Consider the following 26,603-nt stretch of genomic DNA (forward strand, 5'->3'; position numbering starts at 1 on the left):
TCAGGCGGTCTCGGCCGCCAGCCTCTCGTCCCGCAGGCGGCGGACCTCGCGGCTCTTGGTCACCAGCGTCGCGCTGATCACGCCGACCGCGACGACGGCGATGAGGATGGTCGAGATCGCGTTGATCTCCGGCGTCACGCCGAGCCGGACCTGGCTGTAGATGCGCATCGGCAGCGTCGTCGCGCCGGGGCCGGAGGTGAAGCTCGCGATCACCAGATCGTCGAGCGAGAGCGTGAAGGCGAGCATCCAGCCCGCCGCCACCGCCGGCCAGATCACCGGCAGCGTCACCACGAGGAAGGCCTTCAAGGGCGGGCAGCCGAGATCCTGCGCCGCCTCCTCCAGGCTCCGGTCGAAGGAGACGAGGCGCGACTGGACGACGACGGCCACGAAGCACATGGCGAAGGTCGTGTGGGCGAGCGTGATCGTCCAGAAGCCCCGGTCGAGCCCGATCGAGACGAAGAGCAGGAGCAGCGACAGGCCGGTGATGACCTCCGGCATGACCAGCGGCGCGAAGACCATGGCCGAGAACAGGATGTTGCCGCGAAAGTTCGCGTAGCGCACCAGCGCCAGCGCCGCGCAGGTGCCGAGCACCGTCGCGATCGTCGCCGACAGGAGCCCGACGCGCAGCGTCACGAAGGCCGCGTCGATCATCTGCTGGTTGTTCCACAGAGCCGCGTACCACTGCGTGGAGAAGCCGCCCCAGACCGTGACGAGCCTCGAGGCGTTGAAGGAGTAGACGACCAGAAGCAGGATCGGCACGTAGAGAAAGGCGAAGCCGAAGACCAGCGAGACGATGTTGAAGGGCGAGAGACGGTTCATCGCCGTGCGTCCTGGTAGCGCTGGAAGATCACCATCGGCACGACGAGCAGGATCAGGAGGATGATCGCCACCGCCGAGGCCACCGGCCAGTCGCGGTTGGCGAAGAACTCCTCCCACAGGACCTTGCCGATCATCAGCGTCTGCGAGCCGCCGAGAAGGTCGGGGATCACGAACTCGCCGACGGCGGGGATGAAGACGAGGAATGAACCGGCGATCACGCCCGGCATCGAGATCGGCAGGGTGATCTTCCAGAAGGCCTTGGTTGGCGGACAGCCGAGATCGCTCGCCGCCTCGATCAGCCGGTGGTCCATGCGGTCGAGGCTGGCGTAGATCGGCAGGATCATGAAGGGCAGGTACGAGTAGACGATGCCGATCACGATCCCCGTGTCGGTGTTGAGGAACGAGGTCGCGGGCAGGCCGAAGAGCGCCAGGAACTGGTTCAGATAGCCCTCCCCGCGCAGGATGCCGATCCAGGCGTAGACGCGGATCAGAAAGCTCGTCCAGAAGGGCAGGATGACGAGCATCAGGAGGATCGGCTTCCAGCCCTGCGGCGCCTTGGCCATCGCATAGGCCAGCGGATAGCCGATCAGCAGCGCGAAGACCGTCGAGATCGCGGCGATGCGAAGGCTCGACAGATAAGCGTTGCGGTAGAGCGGATCGCCCGCCAGCCATCGGTAGGTCTCGAAGGAGAGCTCCGAGAGCGCGGCCGTGAACGCCTCCCAGCTCTCCAGCGTGAAGACAGGCAGATAGGGCGGCTGGGCGAGCGCCGTCTCCGACAGGGAGATGCGGAACACGGTCAGGAAGGGAACGAGGAAGAGCGCGATCAGCCAGAGAAAGGGGATCGCGATGACGGCCGCGCGGAACAGCCCGCCCGCCGGCCTCGCCTTGTCGCCGCCTGCCGGGGTCGCGCTCTCCATCGCTTCAGCGCTCCAGAAGAACGGCCGCGTCCGGCCGGAAGGCGAGCTTCACCTCGTCGTCCCAGGTGATCTGCTCCTCGGCCGCGCGCGTCGCGTTCATCACCGTGGCGCGCACGATCGCGCCGGAGGGGAGCTGCACGTTGAAGAGCGTGACGTCGCCGAGATAGGCGATGTCCCAGACCTTTCCGGCGAGCACGTTCTCGCCGTCGCGCACGGCACCGCTCTTGACGAGCCGCATCTTCTCCGGCCTCACCGCGAGAGCGCGCGCCTCGCCGACGGCGGGCGGGCGCTCGGCCTCGATCCAGAGCGAATGGCCGTCGGCCTCCAGCCGCACGCGGCCGGGCGCCGCTTCCGCGACCGTGCCCTCGAGGATGGTGACGTTGCCGACGAAATCGGCCACGTAGCGGCTGCCGGGCGCCTCGTAGAGGATGGCGGGGGTGGCGACCTGCTCGATCCGCCCGTCCCGCATCACCGCGATCCGGTCCGACATCGTCATCGCCTCCTCCTGGTCGTGGGTGACGACGACGAAGGTGAGGCCGAGATCCTGCTGCAGATCCATCAGCTCGAACTGCGTCTCCTCGCGCAGCTTCTTGTCGAGCGCGCCGAGCGGCTCGTCGAGAAGCAGCACCTTGGGACGCTTGGCGAGAGAGCGGGCCAGCGCCACGCGCTGCTGCTGGCCGCCGGAGAGCTGCTGCGGCTTTCGCGAAGCGAAGCGCTCGAGCTTGGTCAGCCGCAGCATCTCCTTCACGCGCGCCTCGATGTCGGCGCGCGCCATGCCGTCCTGCTTCAGGCCGAAGGCGATGTTCCTCTCCACGCTCATGTGCGGGAAGAGCGCGTAGGACTGGAACATCATGTTCAGCGGGCGCTTGTGCGGCGGAACGCCGTTGAGGCTCTGGCCGGACAGGCGGATGTCGCCCGAGGTCGGCTGTTCGAAGCCCGCCAGCATGCGCAGGAGCGTCGATTTTCCGCAGCCGGACGGCCCCAGGAGCGCGAAGAACTCGCGCTCGTAGATGCCGAGCGAAAGGTCGTCGACCGCCACCTGGTCGCCGAAGCGCTTGGTCACGCGGTCGATCTCGATCAGCGGCTTCTGCGTCCGATCGTTCCAGGGTTCGAAGGCGCGGCGGATGTTGCCGAGCGACTTTCCCGCCGACGCCATCGCAGCGGCCCCTACTGCCCTGTGCGGATCGTGGTGAAGATGCGCTGGACGCTGCGCTGCGTGCGCGCGTCGTAGGGGAGCTTGGTGAAGAGGTTGTCGATCGTCGCGTCGTCCGGGTAGACGCCGGGATCCTCCAGGATCTCCTCGTCCACGAACTCCTTCGAAGCCGCGTTGCCGTTGGCGTAGACGACGTAGTTGGTCGCTTTCGCGATCACCTCGGGGCGCATCATGTAGTTGATGAACTCGTGCGCCTCGGCCACGTTCGGGGCGTCGGCCGGGATCGCCATCTGGTCGAACCACATGGTCGCGCCTTCCTTCGGGATCCGGTACTCGATCGAAACACCGTTGCCCGCTTCCTCGGCGCGGTCGCGCGCCTGGAAGATGTCGCCCGAATAGCCGAGCGCCACGCAGACGTCGCCGTTGGCGAGCGCGTTGATGTACTCGGAATTGTGGAAGCGGCGGATATAGGGGCGCACCTGGAGCCACAGCTCCTGCGCCTGCTCCAGCTCGCCCGCGTCCGTGGAGTTCGGATCGAGCCCGAGATAGACCAGGGCCGCGGGAATCAGCTCGTCGGCGGTGTCGAGAACGTCGATGCCGCACTGCGACAGGACTTCCGCGTTGGCCGGATCGAAGATCAGGGACCAGGAATCCACCGGCGCGTCGGGCAGGAGTTCGGCCACGCGGTCGGAATTGTAGCCGAGGCCCGTCGTGCCCCACATGTAGTTGACCGAGTGCTCGTTGCCCGGATCGAAGGCGGCGGCGCGCTCGGTGATGACGTCCCACATGTTGGAGAGGTTCGGCAGCAGCGACGTGTCGAGCGGCTGGTAGATGCCGGCCTCGATCTGACGCAGGAGGAAGGTGCCGGTCGGCACGACGACGTCGTAGCCGGACGAGCCCGCGAAGAGCCGCGTCTCCAGGATCTCGTTGGAATCGTAGACGTCGTAGACGACGCGGATGCCCGTCTCGGCGGTGAAGTCCTCCAGGATCGAGGCGTCGATATAGTCCGACCAGTTGTAGACGTTGACGACCCGGTTCTGGGCCTGCGCGGCGACGGCCATCGAGACCGCGGCCAACGCCACGGACGCTGTCATTGCGGAGCGGCGGAAAATCTTCGTCATGGCGTCACCCTTCGTCATGGCGCTGCATCGGTCGGCCTTACCGGCCTAATATTTCGCATCGCGAAAGGAAAGGAAGGCTCGACACGCAAACATCACACCGGGGCGCGCAGCATGTAGACCGCGCCTTCGCCATAGGGCCGGAGCTTGGCCTCCATGTCCCGGTCCGTCACCGGCTCGAAGCCGAAGCGCGACCAGAAGGGCGCGGTCCCGTAGACGGAGACGAGCGAAGCCGAACCGAAGGGCGCGGCGTTGGCGAGGATGGCCTCGATGCCGGCCCGCGCGTGACCGCCGCCGCGCGCCTGTTCCAGGAGCGCGACGTCGTGGACGTAGTAGTCGTCCGCATCCTTCGGCAGCGCCGGCAGGATGACGTCGAGCGCGGGCGGCGCGTAGCGCTTCGAGGGGTGCGAGACCGCGTAGCCGAGGAGCCGTCCGTCCCCGACGTCGAGGACGAGACACCCGGCGGGAAAGAGCGAAAGGCGGTTGCGGAACATTGGCTCGCCTTCCGGAAAGCCCGGATGGACGTCCGTCGAAACCTTGAGGACGGCGGGGAGGTCGGCGTCCTGCATCGTTCGCCAGTGCGGCATGGTCGGACTCATCTGAAATCGAAGGGCGAGAGCGCCCCGGTGTGAAGGTCGGGCGCGAGCGGCCGGGTGAGCGGCGGCGCGGCGCGCGCGGCGCAGTCGGCGCGCTCGCAAAGGCGACAGGCCGGGCCGATGGCCAGACGCCCGCCGCCCTGCGGCAGGCGAGCGTGGTAGACTGTCTCGCCCGCCTGCGAAAGATCGAGCCCGACGAGGATGGCGCTGCGCCTCACCCGCTCACCGAAGGCGGCGCCCAGGGGTTCCTCGGTCCGCGCGACGAGGAGCCAGGCGGTGCCGTCCGGCCCCTCGGCGGCCTCGGCGATGACGCGGCCGGGCTCGGCGAAGGCCTCGAAGACCGGCAGCTTGACGCAGGCGCCGCCGAAGCGCTTGGCCGGGAAGCCCTGCGCGCCCGCGCGCCGCACCAGGTTGCCGGCCTGATCGACCTCCATGACGAAGAAGGGCGGGGCGGGAGCGCCCGCGCGCCGCAGGCTCGCCAGCCGGAAGGCGGCGTCCGCGAAGCCGACCTGCGAGCGCAGCGCCAGAAGCTCCACATCGTAGGACAGGCGGCGCGCCAGCGCCTGAAACGGCGCATAGGGCATGGCGAGCGCGCGGGCGCCGTAGGCCAGAAGCTCGACGCGGGCGAGCCGCAGGGCCTCGTCGGTGGAGAAGCCGAAGGCCCGCGCCTCGCTGTCGATCGCCTCGAACGCGCCCTGCGCCATCGCCTCGCCCGCCATCTCCACCAGCCTCGCGGCGGGCGGCAGGCGCTCGTTCAGGAACAGGCGGCGCGAGTGGCGGTCGAAGCGCCGGCGCCAGAGCGGCATCGCGTCGGCGGGAAGGACGCGCACGGCGATGTCGTGGCGCTCGCGCAGGTACAGCCGGATCGCGGCCGCCGGATCGTCGCCGAAGGTCAGGGTCCGGGCGATCGTCTCGGCCGCATGGTCGACCGGGCCGAAATGATGCGGACGCTCCTCGAAGGCCTCGCGCACCTCGTCGATCGGCAGGCGTCCCGTCTCGGCCGGGGCCTGCCCGCTCGCGGCAAGGAGGGCGGACAGCCGCTCCTCCATCTCGCGATAGGCGCGGTGAAGCTTCAGGATGCCGGCCGCCGCGTTCGGCGCCGCGTCCGCGATCTCGACGAGTTCCCCGTCGCCCGGCAGTTCGCCCGCCAGCAGCGGCTCGGCGAAGACGGCCTTCAGCTCGGTCAGCGTCGCCTGGGCCTCGCCCGAGGCCTTCAGCCCGGCGAGATCGACCGCGTAGACCTCGGAGAGCTTCAGAAGGAGCTGCACCGTCAGCGGCCGCTGGTTGCGCTCGATCAGGTTCAGATAGGAGGGCGAGATGCCGAGGGCGGCCGCCATGGCGGTCTGCGTTAGCTTCTCGCGCTGGCGCAGACGCCGGATGCGGGGGCCCGCGAAGATCTTGGACTCGGCCAGTTGTCGTATCCTTTACAAACCGGCGAGGGCTCCCGGCTTTACAAATCTTGACCGTTCGACAGCCGTCGATTGTCACGAACTCGACAGCGTGACCCGAAAGCATGCCCTTCGAAATGGAAGAATTCTGGCGTTGCTGCGCCGCATTGTCAAAATCGTTCCCAAGCCGCCCTCGACGGCGACCGACGCAGCACGGCAAGGAAGGAAGACACCGTGACCGATTTTGACAAGCTCGTCCCATCCGCGCCCAAGGGCCGCTTCGACGGCATCACCCGGACCTATTCCCCGGCCGACGTGGAGCGCCTGCGAGGCTCCATCGAGATCCGCTACACGCTCGCCGAACGCGGCGCGAACCGCCTCTGGGAGCTTCTGCATACGGAGGACTTCGTCAACGCGCTGGGCGCCATGACCGGCAATCAAGCGATGCAGCAGGTCCGCGCAGGGCTCAAGGCCATCTACCTCTCCGGCTGGCAGGTCGCGGCCGATGCCAATACCGCCTCGGCGATGTATCCCGATCAGTCGCTCTATCCCGCGAACGCGGCGCCGGAGCTGTGCCGGCGCATCAACCGCACGCTGCAGCGCGCCGACCAGATCGAGCATTCCGAAGGCGAAGGGCTTTCGGTCGACACCTGGTTCGCGCCGATCGTCGCCGACGCCGAGGCCGGCTTCGGCGGGCCGCTGAACGCCTTCGAGATCATGAAGGCCTTCATCGAGGCGGGCGCGGCGGGCGTCCATTTCGAGGACCAGCTCGCCTCGGAGAAGAAGTGCGGGCATCTGGGCGGCAAGGTCCTGATCCCGACGGCGGCCCACATCCGCAACCTCACCGCCGCGCGGCTCGCCGCCGACGTCATGGGCGTGCCCTCGCTGGTCATCGCGCGCACCGACGCGGAGGCCGCCAAGCTGCTGACCTCCGACATCGACGAGCGCGACCGGCCCTTCGTCGACTACGATGCGGGCCGCACGCCGGAGGGCTTCTACCGGGTGAAGAACGGGCTGGAGCCCTGCATCGCCCGCGCCATCGCCTACGCGCCGCACGCGGACCTCATCTGGTGCGAGACGTCGAAGCCCGATCTGGAGCAGGCCAGGCGCTTCGCCGAGGGGGTGCGCCGCGAGCATCCGAACCAGCTTCTCGCCTACAATTGCTCGCCCTCCTTCAACTGGAGGAAGAATCTGGACGAGGCGACCATCGCCAAGTTCCAGCGCGAGCTCGGCGCGATGGGCTACAAGTTCCAGTTCATCACGCTCGCCGGCTTCCATCAGCTGAACTACGGCATGTTCGAGCTGGCGCGCGGCTACAAGGACCGGCAGATGGCAGCCTATTCGGAGCTGCAGGAGGCCGAGTTCGGCGCCGAGAAGGACGGCTACACCGCCACCAAGCATCAGCGCGAGGTCGGCACCGGCTATTTCGACGCCGTGTCCATGGCGATCACCGGCGGCCAGTCCTCCACCACCGCCATGCACGACTCCACCGAGCACGACCAGTTCAAGCCCGCGCCCGCCTACGGCGTCGCGGCCGAGTGACCCCCGGACCCACACCAGACACGAAGGAGACCATCATGAGCGCAGTCCGCGAAATCGAACGGCCCCGCACCCGCGTCAAGGAGCGGTCCGAGGAGCAGATCACCGCGATGACGGAGGAGCAGCAGGCCGCCATCCGCATCCTCGCCAACGACCTGCACCGCCTCAACCAGGCCGTGATGACGGCCGTCGAGGCCGGGGTCAGCGTCGAGCTCGTCCGCTCGTCCCGCCACCACTCCGGCGCCGGCTCCTGGGGCGACCTTCTCGTCCCGGTCGTGATCCATCCGGGCCGGTGAGGCCGAACCCCGGAGCGCGTCCCTTCGAGCGGGACGCCACCGGGGACCGCGAATGTCTTTGACCTCGGGGGACGGAAGGCTATCTTGCCATCCGTCCCCGTTTCTCGTTTCAGGACAGCCCGATGGCCGACCGGCCTAAGATCCCGAAGGAAAAGGCCAACGCACCCTCCACGCTGCAGCGCGAAACGTCCCTTGCGAAGGGGCCGCGCACCCTGCGCCAGGAGCGCGAGGCGGAGGGGCGGCTGCGCTTCCAGGACGTGCCCTCCCCTTCCGTCGTCGAGAACGCGCGTGGCGTGTCCTCGATGGAGGAGGCCGCCCTCTGGCTGCGACACCGGGCGATCGAGGACGTGGAGTGCATCACCCCGGATCTCGCCGGCGTCGCGCGCGGCAAGATGATGCCGGCCAAGAAGTTCACCGCCAACACCTCGCTGGCGCTCCCCTCGGCGCTCTTCATGCAGACCATCTCCGGCGACTATCCGGAGGAGACCGGCGGCTTCCGCTACGCGCCGACCGACGGCGACCTTCGGCTCATGCCGGATCTCTCGACCCTGTGCTCGGTGCCCTGGGAGGGCGACCCCACCGCGCAGCTCATCTGCGACGTGGTCGATTCCGCCGGCCAGGAGGTTCCCTACACGCCGCGCAACGTCCTCAAGCGCGTCGTGCGGCTCTACACCGAGCGCGGCTGGCGCCCGGTCGTGGCGCCCGAGATCGAGTTCTATCTCGTCTCCAAGAACATCGACCCGGACTACCCGCTCACGCCGCCGATCGGCCGCTCGGGCCGGCAGATCCAAGGTGGACAGGCCTATTCCATCGGCGGCGTCAACGAGTTCGACGAGCTCATCGACGACATCTACGACTTCTCCGACCAGCAGGGGCTGGAGATCGACACGCTGATCCACGAGGAGGGCGCGGCGCAGCTGGAGATCAATCTGCGCCACGGCGACCCGATCGAGCTCGCCGACCAGGTGTTCATGTTCAAGCGCACGATCCGCGAGGCGGCGCTCAAGCACGGCATCTACGCCACCTTCATGGCCAAGCCCATCCAGGGCCAGCCGGGCTCGGCCATGCACATTCACCAGTCCGTGGTGGACGCGGCGACGGGGCGGAACGTCTTCTCCAACGAGGACGGATCGCCCTCGGACCTGTTCCTGCACTTCGTCGGCGGCATGCAGCGCTTCGTGCCGGCCGCCATCATCATGATGGCGCCCTACGTGAACTCCTACCGGCGCCTGACGCACGGCATGTCGGCGCCCACCAACAACGCCTGGGGCTACGACAACCGGACGACGGCCTTCCGGGTGCCGACCTCCGACCCGGCGGGGCGGCGGGTGGAGAACCGCCTCCCCTCCTCCGACGCCAACCCCTATCTGGCGCTCGCCGGCTCGCTCGCCGCCGGCTGGCTCGGCATGACGCAAGGACTCAAGCCCGACCAGCCGACCGACAAGACCGTGAACGAGGACGGCATCATCTCGCTGCCGCGCGGGCTTCTGGAAGCCGTGGCCGCCTTCGAGGCGGAGACGGACCTGCGACGCGCCCTGTCCGACGAGTTCGTCGCAACCTTCGCCGGCATCAAGCGCGGCGAGCACGAGACCTTCATGCAGGTCATCAGCCCGTGGGAGCGCGAGTTCCTGCTGCTCAATGTCTGAGGCCTATCGCTCGCCCATCTCGCCGGGCCTGTCCTGGTACGAGGACAGCGTCGGCGCGCGGCCGTGCTACCCGCGTCTCGACGGCTCGACGGAGGTCGACGTCGTGGTGGTCGGCGGCGGCTTCACCGGGCTTTCCGCCGGGCTGCATCTGGCCAGGGCCGGCCTCTCGGTCGCCGTTCTGGAGGCGCACCGCTTCGGCGACGGGGCCTCGGGGCGCAACGGCGGCCAGATGGGGACCGGCCACCGCCTCTGGGTGGACGAGTTGGAGGCCGATTTCGGCTTCGAGCGCACCCGGGCGCTCTTCGATCTGGCGGAGGACGCCAAGGCCCATCTCCTGAACCTCATGGAGACGAACGGCATCGACGCCGAGTTCCGGCCCGGCCAGCTTTCGGTGGCGCACCGCAAGCGCTTCGAGGCCGACTACCGGGCCCATGTCGAGTCCATGGCGACCCGCTACGGCTACCCGCACCTGACCTTCATGGACGGGCCGGAGACGGAGGAGCGGATCGGCTCGAAGGCCTATCTCTTCGGCATCCGCGACACCGGCACCGGCCACGTCCATCCGATGAAGCTTCTCGTCGGCACCGCCCGCGCGGCGAAGGAGGCGGGCGCGCAGCTCTTCGAGGAGACGCCCGTCACCTCGCTCGAGGCCTCCGGCGGCCGCGTCGAGGCCAAAACCCCCTTCGGGACCGTGCGCGCCGGGCGGGCGCTGCTCGCCACCAACGCCCATGGCGGCGCGCTGAACGAGCGCGCGGCCGCGCACATGCTGCCGATCCAGTCCTTCATCGGAGCGACCGAGCCGCTGGCCGAGCCGGACCGCGTGCTGGCCGGCAACGAGGCGATGGACGATTCCCGCTTCGTCGTGCGCTACGTGCGCAAGAGCCCGGACGGCCGCCTGCTCTTCGGCGGGCGCGAGGCCTATGGCGGCGGGGGACGCGCGATCGAGCCGCAGATCCGCCGCCAGATCGAGGACACTTGGCCGCACCTGAAGGGCATCGGCATGTCGCATGCCTGGGGCGGCTCGGTGGCGGTCACCCGCACCCGCATGCCCTATGCCGCCACGGTCGCGCCCGGCATCACGGCGCTCGGCGGCTGGTCGGGCCACGGCGTCATGCTCTCGCATTTCTGCGGGCGGCTCTACGCCGAGCACGTCGCCGGCGGACCGGACCGGCTGTCCCTGCTCCGCGAGTTGCAGCTGCCGGCCTTTCCCGGCGGCCGGCGGCTTCGCGCTCCGCTGCTCTTCCTTGCAATGACTTGGTTTTCCCTCCGCGACAGGGTTTGAAAGACTCAACAAAAAGTTTCATATGCCGCCGGGACATACCCGTCCGTGGGCCTCGGTCGGCCCGTAGACGAATCGAAGACTTTGAGGGCGTCGAGCCTCGCGTCCTGACGGCGTGGGTCGGGGCGAGAGGGAAATCGGAGCGGTTCGGCGAAGGGGCGGAACGCGTTCGGAAGGACAGACGTGGAAGTCTTGAAGGTCACCCCGGGTGCCCGGCGCTCGTTCCGCGAAACGTTGCGCTGGTCGACACGGGACCGCCATGCGGCGCTCGACGCGCTCTTCGTGCGCGTCGTCGATCCGGCGCAGACCGCGCTCTACGACGCCTTCGTGCGCATGAACCATGCCTGCCACGCGCAGATCGATCCGATCCTGCAGGCCAGCCCGCTCGCGTCGATCGTCTCCTTCGCGCCCGCCTCGACCCGCCTCGATGCGCTCCAGCGGGACATGCGGCGGCTGTCTCTCACGCCCCTCGCGCTGCCGCCCTTCGCCGTGGCCGAACCCGATCTCAACCAGGCCGCCGGCATCGCCTACGTCCTGGAAGGCTCCCGCCTCGGCGCGACCTTCATCGCGCGCCGCCTCGAAGCTGCCGCGAAGGCAGGCGAGGGTGAGCGTTCGCGCGAATTCCTGACCGACAGCGCCGCGCCGAAGGAATTCGCAACGCTGTTGGACGGGCTCTCGACGCTGGACTGGACCGATCAGGGCCTCGGCAGAGCGTCCGACGCCGCCGCGGCGACCTTCGATCAATTCGCGCTGGCCGCCCGGCTCGCGGGGGCACAGGCATGACGAACTACTCGAACCCCGGCGATTTCCAGGTCGATCTGACCAATTGCGACCGCGAGCCGATCCACCTTCTGGGGCGAATCCAGGATGTCGGCTTCCTCGTCGCCGTCTCGTCCGACTGGCTGATCGAGCGCGTCTCCCTCAACATCGGACGCTTCGTCGATCGCGATGCCGGACACCTGCCCGGCGAGCCGCTGACCTTTCTCTTCCCCGAGAACACTATCCACTCGATCCGTGGCCGTCTACAGATTCTGTCCTCCAACGAGGGAATGGAACGGCTCTTCCGCAACGACCTGTTCGGCGACGGGCGGCTCTTCGACGTCGCCGTCCACCTGTCCGACAAGTCGATCGTCATCGAGGCCGAGCCCTCCTCGGTCGAGGAGGGCGTGAACCAGGGCGCGCTCCTGAAGACGATGATCGCGCGGGTCCAGAAGACCGCCGATCTCGATGCGCTGTTCCGGGAGTCGGTGCGGCAGCTGCGCGGCATCACCGGCTTCGACCGGGTCATGCTCTACCGCTTCAACGACAAGGATTCGGGCGCCGTCATCGCGGAATCCGCACGCAGCGGCATCGGCTCCTTTCTCGGACTGAACTATCCGGCAAGCGACATTCCGGCCCAGGCCCGCGCGCTCTACATCCGCAACCAGATTCGCATCATCTCCGATGTCGGCGGCGTTCCGGTCGCGGTGGAGCCCGCGCTCGACCCCCATGGCGAGCCGCTGGACCTGTCGCTCTCGACCCTGCGCTCGGTCTCGCCCATCCACATCGAATATCTGGCGAACATGGGCGTCTCGGCCTCCATGTCCGTCTCCATCGTCATCGACGGGCGGCTGTGGGGCCTCTTCGCCCTCCACCATTACGCGCCGCGCCACCTTCCGATGGAGCTGCGCTCGGCGATCGAGCTCTTCGGGCAGATGCTCTCGCTCATCGTCGAGGGCCGGCTGGCCAAGGAGGAGCGCCGGGCCGAGGAGGTGGCGCGCAAGCTGCACGACCAGTTCGTCTCCCGCATCATCGCGACGACGCGCTCGGTGGAATCGCTGGCCGACTTCGCCGACGAGCTGCGCGAGATCATCGCCTGCGACGGCTTCGCCGTCTGGGCCAAGGGCAAGGCGAGCATCTTCGGCAACTGCCCCGGCGTCGACGAGCTGGTCGAGCTGGCGAAGTTCCTGAACCGGGCGGGCGCCAGCCGCGTCTACGCCACGAGCGAACTGTCGAAGGTGTTTCCGCCGGCGGCCGAGTTCGACGGCGATCTGGCGGGCGTTCTCGCCGTGCCGATCTCGCGCAGCCCGCGCGACTACATCCTCTTCTTCCGCCGCGAGATCGTGAAGACGGTCTCCTGGGCGGGCGACCCGCACACCAAGGAGCGCAGCGTCGGACCGAACGGCCTGCGCCTGACGCCGCGCAAGAGCTTCGAGACCTGGCAGGAGGACGTTCGCGGCCACTCCCAGCCCTGGAGCGACGCCGACCGGCGCGCGGCCGAGGCGCTGCGCGTCTCCATCCTGGAAGTGCTCCTGCGCTTCAACGAGGAGAGCGAGCGCCAGCAGACCCTCGCCAATCAGCGCCAGGAGCTGCTGATCGCCGAGCTGAACCACCGGGTTCGCAACATTCTCGGCCTGATCCGCGGCCTCGTCGCCCAGTCCAAGCCGGGCGCGAAGGACGTGGACGATCTCGCCCGCATCATCGGGGGTCGCGTGCAGGCGCTGGCGCGCGCGCACGACCAGATCACCAGCGAGAACTTCCACCCGGTGGCGCTGCGCGACATCATCCAGACCGAGGTCTCCGCCTATATCGGCGAAAAGGCCGCGCGCGTGATCGTGCAGGGCCCCGAGGTGAAGATCGAGGTCAGCGCCTTCTCCACCCTCGCCCTCGTCTTCCACGAGATGGTGACGAATTCGGCCAAATACGGCGCGCTGTCGGACTCCTCGGGCAGCGTCACGGTGGACTGGACCGTCGAGGCGGACGGAACCTGCCGGATCGAATGGGCCGAGCGGGGCGGTCCCGCCGTCATGGCGCCGACACGGCGCGGCTTCGGCTCGACCATCATCGAACGCTCGATCCCGCACGATCTGGGTGGCGAGGCCCGGCTGGACTACAAGCTGGCCGGGCTGGAGGCGACCTTCGTCCTCCCGGCCCGCGTGTTCCATCTCGACCGCACCGCGGTCCGCCACGAGGGTCCCACCTCCGCCGCTCTTCCGCGCGCGACGCCCGCCTTGAAGCCCGGCTCGCTCTCCGGCGTTCGCGGGCTGATCGTGGAGGACAACATGATCATCTCGCTCGATGCCGAGCAGCTGATGATCGACAACGGCATGTCGGAGGTCTTCGTCGCGGCCAGCGTCGGCGAAGCGCGCAAGGTGATCGAGCGCGAGGCGCTCGACGTGGCGATGCTCGACGTCAATCTCGGCCGCGAGACCAGCTTCCCCCTCGTTCGGGACCTGAACGCGCGGCAGATCCCCTTCTTCTTCGTCACCGGCTACGGCGAGCAGATCGAGTTTCCGGCCGAAATCCAGGGCGCGCGGGCGATCAAGAAGCCCTTCGCGAGCGACCAGCTCCTCGGAGCCCTCTCGGAAGCGATCGCCAAGCGGGCGGGCGAACGCTCGTCCTGACACCGGTCGCGGCTGGCGCGAAAGACGGAACGGCCGGACTTTAAATCCGGCCTTCAATCGATTAGATTTGGATCGCCGCCATCGAAGCGAGGAGTGGACGTGTCCAGCCAGATCATCCCCGTCGAGCTTTTCGACTACGTCGTCTTTGGCGGCAGCGGCGATCTGGCGGAGCGAAAGCTTCTCCCGGCCCTCTATCACCGCGACCGCGACGGGCAGATCCCCGATGGCGCCCGCATCATCGGCGCCTCGCGCTCCCCGCTGACGACCGAGGAGTACCGCGCCTTCGCGCGCAAGGCCGTCGAGACCCATGTCTCGCAGTCCGACCTGGAGACCCAGGCCGTCGATCGCTTCCTCTCCCGGCTCCACTACCGCACGGTCGACGCCAGGGAGGACGCCGGCTGGGACGAGCTGAAGTCGCTGCTCGACGAGGCCGGAGACGAGCGCATCCGCGCCTTCTATCTGGCGGTCGGCCCCGGGCTCTTCGGCGATCTGGCCAGCCGCATCAAGGAGATGGGCCTTTCGAACGAGAGCACCCGTCTCGTCGTCGAGAAGCCGGTCGGCCGCGATCTCCAGTCGGCGCGCGCGCTGAACGCGGTGATCGGCGAGCATTTCCGCGAGGATCAGGTCTTCCGCATCGACCACTATCTCGGCAAGGAGACGGTGCAGAACCTGATGGCGCTGCGCTTTGCCAACGTCCTCTACGAGCCGGTCTGGAACTCGGCCTATATCGACCATGTCCAGATCACCGTCGCCGAAAGCGTTGGACTGGAGGGGCGCGCGGGCTATTACGACAAGGCGGGCGCGCTGCGCGACATGGTGCAGAACCATCTCGTCCAGCTGATGTGCCTCGTGGCGCTGGAGCCGCCCGCGGCCCTCTCGGCCGACGCGCTGCGCGACGAGAAGCTCAAGGTTCTGCGGGCGCTCAAGCGCATCGACGCCACCAATGTCGAGAACCTGACCGTGCGCGGCCAGTACCGGGCCGGCGCCTCCAACGGCGGGGCGGTGAAGGGCTATCTCGACGATCTGGGCGAGGAGAGCAGCGACACCGAGACCTTCGTCGCCATCAAGGCGGAGATCGCCAATTGGCGCTGGGCCGGCGTGCCCTTCTATCTGCGCACGGGCAAGCGCCTGACGCAGCGCATGAGCGAGATCGTCGTCACCTTCCGCAAGATCCCCCATTCGATCTTCGGCAATGCCGCCGGCCACGTCGTCCAGAACCAGCTCGTCATGCGCCTCCAGCCCGACGAGGGCGTGAAGCAGTGGCTGATGATCAAGGATCCGGGCCCCGGCGGCATGCGTCTGCGCCACGTGCCGCTCGACATGAGCTTCGCCGAGAGCTTCGGCGTGCGAAACCCGGACGCCTACGAGCGCCTGCTGATGGACGTCGTGCGCGGCAACCAGACGCTGTTCATGCGCAAGGACGAGGTCGAGGCGGCGTGGGAATGGGTCGATCCCATCCTCTCCGCATGGGACGAGGTTTCCCTGCGCCCGCAGGGCTACACCTCCGGAACCTGGGGACCCTCCGGCTCCATCGCGCTGATCGAGCGCGACGGCCGCACCTGGCACGAGCCCGAATGATGACGATCAAGCGGCACGACTACGAGACGCGCGAGGCCCTGGCCGAGGGGCTCGCCGCCGGCGTGGCGGCGGTGCTGGCCGGCGGGATCGCGACGCGCGGCCAGGCCGCGCTCGCCGTCTCCGGCGGCTCGACGCCCAAGCGCCTGTTCCAGCTTCTGTCCCAGACGCAGATCGACTGGGAACACGTGACCATCGTCCTCGTCGATGAGCGCTACGTGCCCGAAACCCACGAGCGCTCCAACGCCGCGCTGGTCCGGCAGAACCTGATGCGGGGTCCGGCGGCGCTCGCCCGGCTGGAGCCCTTCTTCGAGGACGGATTCGACGCGCGGCAGGCCGCGCCCCGGATCGCGCCGCGCCTCGCCGTCCTCCCTCGCCCCTTCGACGTCGCCATCCTCGGCATGGGGACGGACGGGCATACGGCCTCCTTCTTCCCCGGCGCGGACCGGCTGGCGGAGGCGCTCGACCCGGAGGGGGCCGAGCCGATCATCGCCATCGAGGCGCCGGGCGCGGGCGAGCCCCGCCTCACGCTGACGTTACCGTGGCTTGCCGACGCCAGGCTTCTGGCGCTCCATATCGAAGGCGAGGAGAAGCGCGCGGTCCTGGAGCGCGCGCTGGAGCCCGGCCCGGCCGAGGACCTGCCGGTCCGCGCCATCTTGAACGCGCCGAGGAGCAGCCACTGCAGGTGTTCTGGGCGCCGTAGAATTCGCCGGACGGCGAGGAGGACAGGAACTGCACATGAGCGTCGATCGCCGCATCGCTGACGTCACCGACCGCATCTGCGAACGCTCGCGCGTGACCCGCGAAGCCTATCTCGCCCGCATCGCCGCCAAGGGCGCGGAAGGCCCGAAGCGCAACCGCCTCGACTGCGGCAACCTCGCCCACGGCTTCGCGGCCTGCGCGCCGACGGACAAGGCGCGGCTGGCCGGCGACGTGGCGCCCAATCTCGGCATCGTCACCGCCTACAACGACATGCTGTCGGCCCACCAGCCCTACGAGACCTATCCGGAGATCATCCGCGAGGCGGCGCGCGCCATCGGCGGAACGGCGCAGGTCGCAAGCGGCGTGCCGGCCATGTGCGACGGCGTCACGCAGGGGCAGACCGGCATGGAGCTGTCGCTGTTCTCGCGCGACGTGATCGCGATGGCCGCCGCCGTCGGCCTCTCCCACGACATGTACGACGCGGCGGTCTATCTCGGCATCTGCGACAAGATCGTGCCGGGACTCGCCATCGCCGCGCTGACCTTCGGCCATCTTCCCGCGATCTTCGTGCCCGCCGGCCCGATGACGAGCGGCCTGCCGAACGACGAGAAGGCCAAGACGCGCCAGCTCTACGCGGAGGGCAAGGTCGGGCGCGACGCGCTTCTGGAGTCTGAGGCCAGGAGCTATCACGGCCCCGGCACCTGCACCTTCTACGGCACCGCGAACTCCAACCAGATGCTGATGGAGATCATGGGGCTGCACATGCCGGGCGCCTCCTTCGTCAATCCGGGCACCCCCTTGCGCGAGGCGCTGACGCGCGAAGCCGCGCAGCGCGCCCTTTCGATCACCGCGCTCGGCAACGAATACACGCCGGCGGGGCTCGTGGTGGACGAGAAGGCCGTCGTCAACGGCGTCGTCGGCCTGCATGCGACGGGCGGCTCGACCAACCACGCGATGCACCTCGTCGCGATCGCCAAGGCGGCGGGCATCCGCCTCACCTGGCAGGACATTTCGGACCTCTCGGACGCGACGCCCCTGCTGGCCCGCGTCTATCCGAACGGTCTGGCCGACGTGAACCATTTCGCGGCCGCCGGCGGAATGGGCTTCCTCATCCGCGAGCTTCTGTCCGCCGGGCTCCTGCACGAGGACGTGCGCACCGCCTGGGGCACGGGCCTGTCCGGCTACACCGTCGAGGCGGGCCTCGCGCAGGACGGCACCGTCGTCCGCCGTCCCGTGCCGGAGGCGAGCGGCGACGAGAAGGTTCTGACGACCGCCGACAAGCCGTTCTCCTCCAATGGCGGCCTGCGCGTCCTCAACGGCAATCTCGGCAAGGCGGTCATCAAGGTTTCGGCGGTGAAGCCGGACCGGCGCGTGGTCGAGGCCCCCGCCAAGGTCTTCGACGACCAGAACGCGTTGATCGCGGCCTTCAAGGCCGGCGAGCTCACCGGCGACTTCGTCGCCGTCGTGCGGTTCCAGGGCCCGCAGTCGAACGGCATGCCGGAGCTGCACAAGCTGACGCCCTCGCTCGGCGTTCTCCAGGACCGGGGCCAGCGCGTCGCGCTCGTCACCGACGGGCGCATGTCGGGCGCCTCCGGCAAGGTGCCGGCGGCGATCCACGTGACGCCGGAGGCCAAGGACGGCGGCGCGATCGGCCGCATCCGCGACGGCGACATGATCCGCCTCGACGGCGAGCTCGGGGAGCTTCGGGTTCTGGTGGACGAGGCGGAGTTCGCGGCGCGCGACATCGCCGAGGTCGATCTGTCGGCCAACGAGTACGGCCTCGGGCGCGAACTCTTCGCCGTCTTCCGCAATGCCGTCGGCCGCGCCGACGAGGGCGCGAGCGTCTTCTGAGATCGAGCGGGGCGGCGCGAAGCCGCCCCTTTCCCCTCAGCGCGGGAGCGTGGTGACGCCCATCAGCTCCAGATCGATCGCGCGCGCGGCCTGCCGCCCCTCGCGGATCGCCCAGACGACCAGCGACTGCCCGCGCCGCACGTCGCCCGCCGCGAAGAGCTTGTCCACGCTCGTGCGGTAGCCCTTGTCGTCGGCCTTCACCGAGACGTTGCCGCGACGGTCGGTCTCCAGCGCCAGCGCCTCGCCCGCATCCGTCAGGAAGCCGTCCGCCAGCGGACCCGCGAAGCCGATCGCGATGAAGGCGAGGTCTGCCTTGATGACGAACTCGGTGCCCTCGATCGGACGCCGCTTCTCGTCCACCTCGGCGCACTTCACGCCGGTGAGCTGGCCGTCCTCGCCGACGAAGGCGAGCGTGGCGACCTGGAACTCGCGGATCGCGCCCTCGGCCTGGCTGGAGGAGGTGCGCATCTTGGTCGCCCAGTACGGCCAGACCTCGAGCTTGTTCTCGCGCACGGGCGGCTGCGGGCGGATGTCGAGCTGCGTGACCTTCACCGCGCCTTGGCGGAAGGCGGTGCCGACGCAGTCGGACGCGGTGTCGCCGCCGCCCACGACGACGACGTGCTTGCCGCCGGCCCAAATCTCCTCGGCGGCCCAGCCGGCCGACTGGATCGGCTCGCCGCCGACGCGGCGGTTCTGCTGCACGAGATAAGGCATCGCGTCGTGGATGCCGTGGAAGCCTTCGGACGGGATGCCGGCGTCGCGCGGGCGCTCGGCGCCGCCGCAATAGAGGACCGCGTCGTACTCGGCCGTCAGCTCGGCCAGCGGCTTGTCGGTCCCGACATTCACGCCGCAGTGGAAGGAGACGCCCTCGGCCTTCATCTGCTCGACGCGCTTGTCGATCCAGTGCTTTTCCATCTTGAAGTCCGGGATGCCGTAGCGCAGCAGCCCGCCGGGGCGGGACTCGCGCTCGTAGACATCGACGGCATGTCCCGCGCGGCCGAGCTGCTGGGCGGCGGCCATGCCGGCCGGGCCCGAGCCGATGATGGCGACGCGCTTGCCGGTCTGCATCTTCGCCGGCTGCGGCTTCACGAGGCCGAGCTGGTAGGCCTTGTCGGCGATCGCCTGTTCCACCGTCTTGATGGCGACGGGCATGTCCTCGAGATTCAGCGTGCAGGCTTCCTCGCAAGGGGCGGGGCAGATGCGGCCGGTGAACTCCGGGAAGTTGTTCGTGGAATGGAGGTTGCGGACCGCCCCCTCCCAGTCGCCGGAATAGACGAGGTCGTTCCAGTCCGGGATCTGGTTGTGGACCGGGCAGCCCGTCGGGCCGTGGCAATAGGGAATGCCGCAATCCATGCAGCGCGCCGCCTGCCGGCTCACCTCCTCCTGCGACATGGGCAGGGTGAACTCGCGGAAATGGCGGATGCGGTCCGACGCCGGCTGGTACTTCGCCGTCTGCCGGTCGATCTCGAGGAAGCCCGTTACCTTGCCCATGTCAGTCTTACCCTTCCAGATGCCTACGGACGCAGCCAGTTCTCGACCGTCAGTCCCGGAATGTCCCCAAACGCCCGGTCGTCCGTGACCAGCGTCGCACCGAGAACCGCCGCGTGGGCGGCGATCCACAAATCATTGGCGCCGATCCCGACGCCCGCGCGAGCCGCGGCGTGGCGGGCCTTGGCGTAGGCCTCGTCAACAGCCCCCTCTAAAGGCCAGACCGTGATCGCCGCCAGGAACATCTCCAGCCGTTCGAGGCCTCGCATGTTCCCGTTCTTCACGAGGCCGAAGCGAATCTCACCGGCCACGATGAGGCTGGTGCCGATCTCCCCGTTCCGATTCGCCCTCAGACCCGCTACCGCGCGCCCCTCCGGGTTCTTGAACACATCGGAGATGATGTTCGTATCCAGAAGGAAGCGCGTCACAGTTCGACATCGTCGAGCGGCAGGAGACCTTCGTCATCCGGGTCGCCCGGGAAGTCTTCCATCGGCCCCTGGTCACGCAGCCAGTCGAGCACGTCCACCAGAGACATTTCGCGTGCCTTCGGGCGGAGATTCAGCGATCCGTCCGCCTGACGCGAGACCACGACGCGCTCCGTCGAGAATTCGAACTCCTTCGGTATCCGAACCGCCTGGCTGCGCCCGTTGCGGAAGACGCTGATCTCTCTTTCCGTGGAAACTTCGTTCCGCATGATCCCGCCCAACTTTGTCATATGCCACAGCATATCGCAGAGAGTGGCGGGACTCAATCACTCCGCCGCGACCCCCATGCGCATGCGCTCCATCTCCAGAAGGGCACGGCGGTACTCGACCGGCATGACCTTCACGAATTTCGGACGGTAGCTCTCCCAATCCGCCAGCATGCGCTTGGCCAGCCCCGAGCCGGTGTAGTCGGCATGGTTCTGGACGAGGCTCTTCAGACGCTCGTCGTCGTGGCGCGTCATGTCGGACGAGACGTCGACGCGGCCCTTGTGCTGAACGTCGCCGCCCGAATGGTAGCGCTTCTCCAGGAGTTCGTCCTCTTCCGGGACGGGCTCCAGCTCGACCATCGCCATGTTGCAGCGCTCGGCGAAGTCGCCGCTCTCGTCGTAGACATAGGCGACGCCGCCCGACATGCCGGCCGCGAAGTTCCGGCCCGTCTGGCCGAGAATGACGACGACGCCGCCCGTCATGTACTCGCAGCCATGGTCGCCGACGCCCTCGACCACCGCGACGGCGCCCGAGTTGCGCACGGCGAAACGCTCGCCCGCCACGCCCCGGAAGTAGCATTCGCCGGAGATCGCGCCGTAGAGCACAGTGTTGCCGATGATGATCGACTCCTCGGGAACCACGCGCGTGTCCTCGCGCGGGCGCACGATGATCTTGCCGCCCGAGAGGCCCTTGCCGACATAGTCGTTGCCGTCGCCGACGAGATCGAAGGTGACGCCCCGCGTCAGGAAGGCGCCGAAGCTCTGGCCGGCGGTGCCGGTCAGCTTCACGCGGATCGTGTCGTCGGCGAGCCCCTTGAGGCCGAAGCGCTTGGCGACCTCGCCGGAGAGCATCGCGCCGGCCGAACGGTCCACGTTGGTGATCGCCGTCTCGATCGAGACCTGCTGGCGGGCAGTGAGCGCCGTCTCGGCCTCCGCGATCAGCTTGCGGTCGAGAACGTCCTCGATCGGGTGCTCCTGGCGCTGGGTCCAGAGAAACGCCTCGGCGGGCGCGTCCGGCTTGTAGAAGAGCTTGGAGAAGTCGAGACCCTTGGCCTTCCAGTGGTCGACCATCGGACGCTTGTCGAGGCGCTCGGAGCGGCCGGTCAGCTCGGCGAGCGTGCGAACGCCCATCGCCGCCATCAGCTCGCGCACCTCTTCGGCCACGTAGAAGAAGAAGTTCACGACATGCTCGGGCGTGCCCTTGAAGCGCTTGCGCAGCACCGGGTCCTGCGTGGCGACGCCGACGGGGCAGGTGTTGAGGTGGCACTTGCGCATCATGATGCAGCCGGCGGCGATCAGCGGGCCGGTCGAGAAGCCGAACTCGTCGGCCCCGAGCAGCGCGCCGATGATGACGTCGCGGCCCGACCGAAGCCCGCCGTCCACCTGCAGGCAGACCCGGGAGCGCAGGCCGTTGAGGACGAGCGTCTGCTGCGTCTCGGCCAGGCCCATCTCCCAGGGGCTGCCGGCATGCTTGATCGAGGTGAGCGGCGAGGCGCCCGTGCCGCCGTCATAGCCGGCGACGATGATGTGGTCGGCGCGCGCCTTGGCCACGCCCGCCGCGACCGTGCCGACGCCGACCTCCGAGACGAGCTTGACCGAGATGTCGGCCGCCGGATTGACGTTCTTCAGATCGTAGATGAGCTGCGCCAGATCCTCGATCGAATAGATGTCGTGATGCGGCGGCGGCGAGATGAGGCCGACGCCCGGCGTCGAGTGCCGCGTCTTGGCGATCGTCGCATCCACCTTGTGGCCGGGCAGCTGACCGCCCTCGCCGGGCTTGGCGCCCTGCGCGACCTTGATCTGCAGCATGTCGGCGTTGACGAGATAGTCCGTCGTCACGCCGAAGCGGCCGCTCGCGATCTGCTTGATCGCGGAGCGCTCGGGGTTCGGCGAACCGTCGTGCAGAAGCTGGTACCGGTCCGGCTCCTCGCCGCCCTCGCCCGTGTTCGACTTGCCGCCGATCCGGTTCATGGCGATGGCGAGCGTCGAATGCGCCTCCCGGCTGATCGAGCCGAAGGACATGGCGCCGGTCGCGAAGCGCTTGACGATCTCCTTGGCCGGCTCGACCTCCTCGATCGGCACCGGACGCAGGCCCACCTCCTCCGCCATGCGGATGCGGAAGAGGCCGCGGATCGCCGAGGACTCCACCGCGCTCTGGTTCACGAGCGCGGCATACTCCTTGTACTTGTCGTAGCTTTCCAGGCGCACCGCGTGCTGGAGCGTGGCCACCGCATCCGGCGACCAGATGTGCGCCTCGCCGCGGATGCGGTAGGCGTATTCGCCGCCGACCTCCAGCGAGCGCGCCAGCACCGGATCGTCGGAGAAGGCCAGCGCGTGGCGCTCGGCGCTCTCGCGCGCGACCTCCTCCTGGCCGACGCCCTCGATGGTCGTCGCCGTGCCGAAGAAGAAGCGGTCGACGAACTCCTGCCGCAGGCCCACCGCGTCGAAGATCTGCGCGCCGCAATAGGACTGGTAGGTCGAGATGCCCATCTTGGACATGACCTTGAGCAGGCCCTTACCCACCGACTTGATGAAGCGGTAGACCACCTCGTCGGCCGAGACCTCGGGCGGGAACTCCTTGCGGCGGTGCATGTCGAGGAGCGTGTCGAAGGCGAGATAGGGGTTGATCGCCTCCGCGCCGTAACCGGCCAGGCACGCGAAGTGATGCACCTCGCGCGGCTCGCCCGATTCCACGACGAGGCCGACGGCCGTGCGCAGCCCCTTGCGGATCAGGTGATGGTGGACCGCCGCGACCGCCAGCAGCGCCGGGATCGGGATGCGGTCCGGCCCCATCTGCCGGTCGGACAGGATGATGATGTTGTAGCCGCCGACGACGGCCGCCTCCGAGCGCTCGCACAGCCGGTCGACGGCGCCCGCCATACCCGCGGCGCCCTGCTCGGCCGGATAGGTCGTGTCGATCGTCTTGGTGTCGAACCGGTCCTCGGTGTGGCCGATCGTGCGGATCTTCTCCAGATCGCCGTTGGTCAGAATCGGCTGGCGCACCTCCAGCCGCTTGCGGCGCGAGCTACCCTCCAGGTCGAAGATGTTCGGGCGCGGGCCGATGAAGGAGACGAGGCTCATCACCAGCTCTTCGCGGATCGGATCGATCGGCGGGTTGGTGACCTGCGCGAAGTTCTGCTTGAAATAGGTGTAGAGGAGCTTGGACTTCTCGCTCATGGCGGAGATGGGCGTGTCCGTGCCCATCGAGCCGATCCCCTCCTGCCCCGTCACCGCCATCGGCGCCATCAGGAGCTTCAGATCCTCCTGGGTGTAGCCGAAGACCTGCTGGCGATCGAGCAGCGAGACGTCCGAGCGCGAGGCGCGGGGCGCCACGGGCTTGAGGTCCTCCAGGATGAGCTGGGTGGACTTCAGCCAGTCGCGATAGGGATGAGCGCTCGCGATCTCGGTCTTGACCTCCTCGTCAGAGACGATGCGGCCCTTCTCGAGGTCGATCAGAAGCATGCGGCCCGGCTGGAGCCGCCACTTCTGGACGATCCGCTCCTCGGCGACCTCCAGCGTGCCCGCCTCGGAGGCGAGGATGACGAGGTCGTCGTCGGTCACGACGTAGCGCGCCGGGCGAAGGCCGTTGCGGTCGAGCGTCGCGCCGATCTGGACGCCGTCCGTGAAGCAGACGGAGGCCGGCCCGTCCCACGGCTCCATCAGGGCGGCGTGATACTCGTAGAACGCCCGGCGTTCCTCGTTCATCTGCTTGTTGCCGGCCCAGGCCTCCGGGATCAGCATCATCATCGCGTGGGACAGCGGGTAGCCGCCCTGCGTCAGGAATTCGAGCGCGTTGTCGAAGCAGGCGGTGTCGGACTGGCCCTCGTAGGAGATCGGCCAGAGCTTGCCGATGTCGTTGCCGAAGAGCTCGGAATCGACCGAGGCCTGACGGGCCGCCATCCAGTTGACGTTGCCCCGAAGCGTGTTGATCTCGCCGTTATGCGCGACCATCCGGTACGGGTGCGCGAGGCGCCAGGACGGGAAGGTGTTGGTCGAGAAGCGCTGGTGGACGAGGGCGAGCGCGCTTTCGAAACGCGGGTCCTTCAGATCCGCGTAGTAGGCGCCGACCTGATAGGCCAGGAACATGCCCTTGTAGACGATCGTCCGGCAGGAGAGCGAGACGACGTAGAAGTCCGTGTCGACCGACTGCGCCTCCTGATAGACGCGGTTCGAGACGACCTTGCGGATGATGTAGAGCTTGCGCTCGAAGGCCGCGTCGCTGGCGCAGGAGCTCGGCCGCTGAATGAAGACCTGCCGGTGGACGGGCTCGGTCGCGGCGATCTCCGGCGCCTTGGAGAGCGAGGAATTGTCGACCGGCACCTCGCGCCAGCCGAGAACGTGGCACCCTTCCTCGACGGCGGCCTGCTCGAACAGCTCCTTGAAATGGAGACGGCGCGCCTCGTCCTGCGGCATGAAGACGAAACCGACGCCGTAATGGCCGGGCTCGGGCAGCTCGACGCCCTGCGCCCCCATCTCATCCTTGAAGAAGCGGTGCGGAATCTGGACGAGCAGCCCCGCCCCGTCGCCCATCAGCGGATCGGCGCCCACCGCGCCGCGATGGGTGAGGTTCTCGAGAATCTTCAGACCCTTCTCGACGATCGAGTGGGACTTCTCGTTCTTCATGTGCGCGATGAAGCCGACGCCGCAGGCGTCGTGCTCCTTGCTCGGATCGTAGAGACCGACGCGGCCCGGATTGGTGCGCGCTTTCACGGACGCGGTCGTCGCCTCGGCCAAGGCCAGCTGCCCGTCACGGGATGGCGTCATCGTCATCGCTGCGTCTCCGTCCGTTCACCGGCAGGCGCAAGGCCCGCGCGGCGCGTTCAATCGTGTCGTCTTCCCGGATGGCGCGACGCGGACCCTCGAGGCTCGCTGTCGACGAGCCGTCCGCGGCACCGCCGCCCTCCCCGGCGGCATCCGCCCGTTTTTCTCCGCCGCGCGGCGATGGCGCAAGCGAATATTACGGCAGTGATGCTGACCTATTTGCCGTGTATGCCAGAGTTGAGCCCGCAGGGCAAGAGAGGCGTACCGGCGGGTTCCCTCGCCCGCGCCGCTTTACCGTTCCGCAGCCTCGGTCTAAGCGGTCTCGCATGATCTTTGCATCCGACAACTGGTCCGGCGTCCACCCCGCCATCACCGCCTCCCTCGCTGCCAATGCCGACGGCATGGCCAGCGCCTACGGCTCCAGCGATCTCGACAAGGCCGTCGAGGCCCGCTTCAACGAGATCTTCGAGCGCGAGGTCGCCGTCTTCTTCGTCGGCACCGGCACGGCGGCGAATTCGCTCTCCTTCGCGGCCGTGAACCGGCCCGGCGGCGTCGTCCTCTGCCATCGCGAGGCGCATGTCATCGAGGACGAGTGCGGGGCGCCCGAGTTCTTCACCCACGGCGCGCGCATGGCGCCGGTGGATGGCGCGGGCGGCATGATCGACGCCTACAATCTGAAGCGCGAGCTCGCCCGCTTCCGGCCGGACTTCATCCATGCCGGCCAGCCGATGGCGATCTCCATCTCGCAGCCGAGCGAGGCCGGCACGATCTATCCGCTCGCCGAGATCGAGACGATCGGCCGCATCGCGCACGAGCACGGCCTCTCGCTTCACATGGACGGCGCGCGCCTGCCGAACGCGCTGGCGGCGACCGGCGCCACGCCGGCGGAGATGACCTGGAAGCTCGGCGTCGACATCCTGTCCTTCGGCGCCACCAAGAACGGCTGCTGGTGCGCCGAGGCGGTGGTCTTCTTTGACCCGGAGAAGGCGCGGCAGTTCCCCTATATCCGCAAGCGCGGCGCGCAGCTCTTCTCCAAGACGCGCTTCATCGCGGCGCAGTTCATGCCCTATCTGAAGGACGGGCTCTGGCTGGAGCTGGCCGCCCACGCCAACGCCATGGCGGACGCGCTGCGCGAGGGCGTGCGTCGGTCCACCCATGCGCGCGAAGCCTGGCCGACGCGCACCAACGAGGTCTTCGCGATCCTCGAGCGACCCGTCGCCGAACGGCTGCGGGCGGAGGGCGCCGTCTTCTACGACTGGAACCCGCCGCACGGCTCGCCCTCGCTCGTCGATCAGAACGAGATCCTGGTGCGGCTCGTCACCTCGTGGTCGACCAAAGAGAGCGACGTGGAGCGCTTCGCCCGCGCCATCGCCTGACGGGCGGCGGGGAAAGCCGCCCCGC

The 26,603-nt window shown here is 68.4% G+C and carries 20 protein-coding genes; 10 read left to right on the forward strand and 10 right to left on the reverse strand.

Features of this window, described 5'->3' with window-relative positions; translation table 11 throughout:
- The 6 genes from AC6R2M_RS14235 to AC6R2M_RS14260 all read right to left on the reverse strand — a co-directional run bounded on the left by AC6R2M_RS14235 (position 1) and on the right by AC6R2M_RS14260 (position 6,015).
- The gene (locus tag AC6R2M_RS14235) at positions 1 to 819 is read right to left on the reverse strand and encodes an ABC transporter permease (RefSeq protein WP_500483222.1); all 819 of its coding nucleotides are present in this window, start codon (positions 817 to 819) and stop codon (positions 1 to 3) included.
- Positions 816 to 1,736, reverse strand: coding sequence for an ABC transporter permease subunit (locus AC6R2M_RS14240; protein WP_500483224.1), 921 nt, complete (start codon positions 1,734 to 1,736; stop codon positions 816 to 818). Before AC6R2M_RS14240 ends, AC6R2M_RS14235 begins: the two co-directional genes overlap by 4 nt.
- A gap of 4 nt (positions 1,737 to 1,740) precedes the next feature.
- Positions 1,741 to 2,892, reverse strand: coding sequence for an ABC transporter ATP-binding protein (locus AC6R2M_RS14245; RefSeq protein WP_500483225.1), 1,152 nt, complete (start codon positions 2,890 to 2,892; stop codon positions 1,741 to 1,743).
- An 11-nt stretch (positions 2,893 to 2,903) separates the two neighbouring features.
- Positions 2,904 to 4,001: a polyamine ABC transporter substrate-binding protein gene (locus tag AC6R2M_RS14250; protein WP_500487607.1), complete on the reverse strand. Its 1,098-nt coding sequence runs from the start codon at positions 3,999 to 4,001 to the stop codon at positions 2,904 to 2,906.
- Between the two features lie 101 nt (positions 4,002 to 4,102).
- The gene (locus AC6R2M_RS14255; protein WP_500483227.1) at positions 4,103 to 4,594 is read right to left on the reverse strand and encodes a GNAT family N-acetyltransferase; all 492 of its coding nucleotides are present in this window, start codon (positions 4,592 to 4,594) and stop codon (positions 4,103 to 4,105) included.
- Between the two features lie 8 nt (positions 4,595 to 4,602).
- Entirely contained in the window at positions 4,603 to 6,015 is a 1,413-nt protein-coding gene (locus tag AC6R2M_RS14260) for a helix-turn-helix domain-containing protein (protein ID WP_500487609.1), read from the reverse strand.
- Positions 6,016 to 6,225: 210 nt separating this feature from the next.
- Between AC6R2M_RS14260 and aceA the strand changes: the two genes are divergently transcribed.
- The 9 genes from aceA to edd all read left to right on the forward strand — a co-directional run bounded on the left by aceA (position 6,226) and on the right by edd (position 18,262).
- On the forward strand, positions 6,226 to 7,533 hold the full coding sequence (gene aceA / locus AC6R2M_RS14265; protein ID WP_500483229.1) for an isocitrate lyase: 1,308 nt from the start codon (positions 6,226 to 6,228) through the stop codon (positions 7,531 to 7,533).
- 35 nt (positions 7,534 to 7,568) lie between these two features.
- Positions 7,569 to 7,826, forward strand: a complete 258-nt coding sequence (locus AC6R2M_RS14270) for an SMc00767 family acetate metabolism repressor (protein ID WP_500483231.1) — start codon at positions 7,569 to 7,571, stop codon at positions 7,824 to 7,826.
- 122 nt (positions 7,827 to 7,948) lie between these two features.
- Positions 7,949 to 9,472 (forward strand): glutamine synthetase family protein, encoded by a 1,524-nt coding sequence (locus tag AC6R2M_RS14275; RefSeq protein ID WP_500483233.1) that lies wholly within the window; start codon positions 7,949 to 7,951, stop codon positions 9,470 to 9,472.
- Entirely contained in the window at positions 9,465 to 10,754 is a 1,290-nt protein-coding gene (locus AC6R2M_RS14280; RefSeq protein WP_500483235.1) for an NAD(P)/FAD-dependent oxidoreductase, read from the forward strand. The genes AC6R2M_RS14275 and AC6R2M_RS14280 overlap by 8 nt, the downstream gene beginning before the upstream one ends.
- 180 nt (positions 10,755 to 10,934) lie before the next feature.
- Positions 10,935 to 11,534, forward strand: coding sequence for a biliverdin-producing heme oxygenase (locus AC6R2M_RS14285; RefSeq protein WP_500483237.1), 600 nt, complete (start codon positions 10,935 to 10,937; stop codon positions 11,532 to 11,534).
- Positions 11,531 to 14,134 (forward strand): HWE histidine kinase domain-containing protein, encoded by a 2,604-nt coding sequence (locus tag AC6R2M_RS14290; protein WP_500483239.1) that lies wholly within the window; start codon positions 11,531 to 11,533, stop codon positions 14,132 to 14,134. The genes AC6R2M_RS14285 and AC6R2M_RS14290 overlap by 4 nt, the downstream gene beginning before the upstream one ends.
- A gap of 99 nt (positions 14,135 to 14,233) precedes the next feature.
- Positions 14,234 to 15,712, forward strand: coding sequence for a glucose-6-phosphate dehydrogenase (zwf, locus tag AC6R2M_RS14295; RefSeq protein WP_500483241.1), 1,479 nt, complete (start codon positions 14,234 to 14,236; stop codon positions 15,710 to 15,712).
- On the forward strand, positions 15,709 to 16,473 hold the full coding sequence (gene pgl / locus AC6R2M_RS14300) for a 6-phosphogluconolactonase (RefSeq protein ID WP_500483243.1): 765 nt from the start codon (positions 15,709 to 15,711) through the stop codon (positions 16,471 to 16,473). The genes zwf and pgl overlap by 4 nt, the downstream gene beginning before the upstream one ends.
- Positions 16,448 to 18,262 (forward strand): phosphogluconate dehydratase, encoded by a 1,815-nt coding sequence (gene edd / locus AC6R2M_RS14305; RefSeq protein ID WP_500483245.1) that lies wholly within the window; start codon positions 16,448 to 16,450, stop codon positions 18,260 to 18,262. Before pgl ends, edd begins: the two co-directional genes overlap by 26 nt.
- A gap of 36 nt (positions 18,263 to 18,298) precedes the next feature.
- On the opposite strand, the gene AC6R2M_RS14310 is transcribed toward edd, so the two are convergent.
- From AC6R2M_RS14310 to gltB, 4 genes are read right to left on the reverse strand one after another with little or no spacing between them, the layout of a single operon-like run.
- Positions 18,299 to 19,753: a glutamate synthase subunit beta gene (locus AC6R2M_RS14310; RefSeq protein WP_500483247.1), complete on the reverse strand. Its 1,455-nt coding sequence runs from the start codon at positions 19,751 to 19,753 to the stop codon at positions 18,299 to 18,301.
- A 23-nt stretch (positions 19,754 to 19,776) separates the two neighbouring features.
- Positions 19,777 to 20,178 (reverse strand): PIN domain-containing protein, encoded by a 402-nt coding sequence (locus AC6R2M_RS14315; RefSeq protein WP_500483248.1) that lies wholly within the window; start codon positions 20,176 to 20,178, stop codon positions 19,777 to 19,779.
- The gene (locus AC6R2M_RS14320) at positions 20,175 to 20,501 is read right to left on the reverse strand and encodes an antitoxin (protein ID WP_500483250.1); all 327 of its coding nucleotides are present in this window, start codon (positions 20,499 to 20,501) and stop codon (positions 20,175 to 20,177) included. The genes AC6R2M_RS14315 and AC6R2M_RS14320 overlap by 4 nt, the downstream gene beginning before the upstream one ends.
- Positions 20,502 to 25,211 carry a glutamate synthase large subunit gene (gene gltB, locus AC6R2M_RS14325; RefSeq protein WP_500483252.1) on the reverse strand — a complete coding sequence of 1,570 codons (4,710 nt, stop codon included), beginning with the start codon at positions 25,209 to 25,211 and terminating at the stop codon, positions 20,502 to 20,504.
- Between the two features lie 317 nt (positions 25,212 to 25,528).
- On the opposite strand from gltB, the gene AC6R2M_RS14330 reads away from it, so the two are divergent.
- Positions 25,529 to 26,578 (forward strand): threonine aldolase family protein, encoded by a 1,050-nt coding sequence (locus AC6R2M_RS14330; RefSeq protein ID WP_500483254.1) that lies wholly within the window; start codon positions 25,529 to 25,531, stop codon positions 26,576 to 26,578.
- Positions 26,579 to 26,603 lie beyond the last annotated feature (25 nt).

It is taken from the genome of Aureimonas sp. CAS (assembly GCF_059838215.1).

Bases quoted from the DNA above. Each gene is read 5' to 3' on its own strand.
- AC6R2M_RS14290 (WP_500483239.1), top strand. From the start codon at position 11,531: ATGACGAACTACTCGAACCCCGGCGATTTCCAGGTCGATCTGACCAAT.
- gltB (WP_500483252.1), bottom strand. From the start codon at position 25,211: ATGACGATGACGCCATCCCGTGACGGGCAGCTGGCCTTGGCCGAGGCG.
- AC6R2M_RS14245 (WP_500483225.1), bottom strand. From the start codon at position 2,892: ATGGCGTCGGCGGGAAAGTCGCTCGGCAACATCCGCCGCGCCTTCGAA.
- edd (WP_500483245.1), top strand. From the start codon at position 16,448: ATGAGCGTCGATCGCCGCATCGCTGACGTCACCGACCGCATCTGCGAA.
- AC6R2M_RS14310 (WP_500483247.1), bottom strand. From the start codon at position 19,753: ATGGGCAAGGTAACGGGCTTCCTCGAGATCGACCGGCAGACGGCGAAG.
- AC6R2M_RS14330 (WP_500483254.1), top strand. From the start codon at position 25,529: ATGATCTTTGCATCCGACAACTGGTCCGGCGTCCACCCCGCCATCACC.
- AC6R2M_RS14240 (WP_500483224.1), bottom strand. From the start codon at position 1,736: ATGGAGAGCGCGACCCCGGCAGGCGGCGACAAGGCGAGGCCGGCGGGC.
- AC6R2M_RS14275 (WP_500483233.1), top strand. From the start codon at position 7,949: ATGGCCGACCGGCCTAAGATCCCGAAGGAAAAGGCCAACGCACCCTCC.
- AC6R2M_RS14235 (WP_500483222.1), bottom strand. From the start codon at position 819: ATGAACCGTCTCTCGCCCTTCAACATCGTCTCGCTGGTCTTCGGCTTC.
- AC6R2M_RS14255 (WP_500483227.1), bottom strand. From the start codon at position 4,594: ATGCCGCACTGGCGAACGATGCAGGACGCCGACCTCCCCGCCGTCCTC.
- AC6R2M_RS14270 (WP_500483231.1), top strand. From the start codon at position 7,569: ATGAGCGCAGTCCGCGAAATCGAACGGCCCCGCACCCGCGTCAAGGAG.
- AC6R2M_RS14280 (WP_500483235.1), top strand. From the start codon at position 9,465: ATGTCTGAGGCCTATCGCTCGCCCATCTCGCCGGGCCTGTCCTGGTAC.
- pgl (WP_500483243.1), top strand. From the start codon at position 15,709: ATGATGACGATCAAGCGGCACGACTACGAGACGCGCGAGGCCCTGGCC.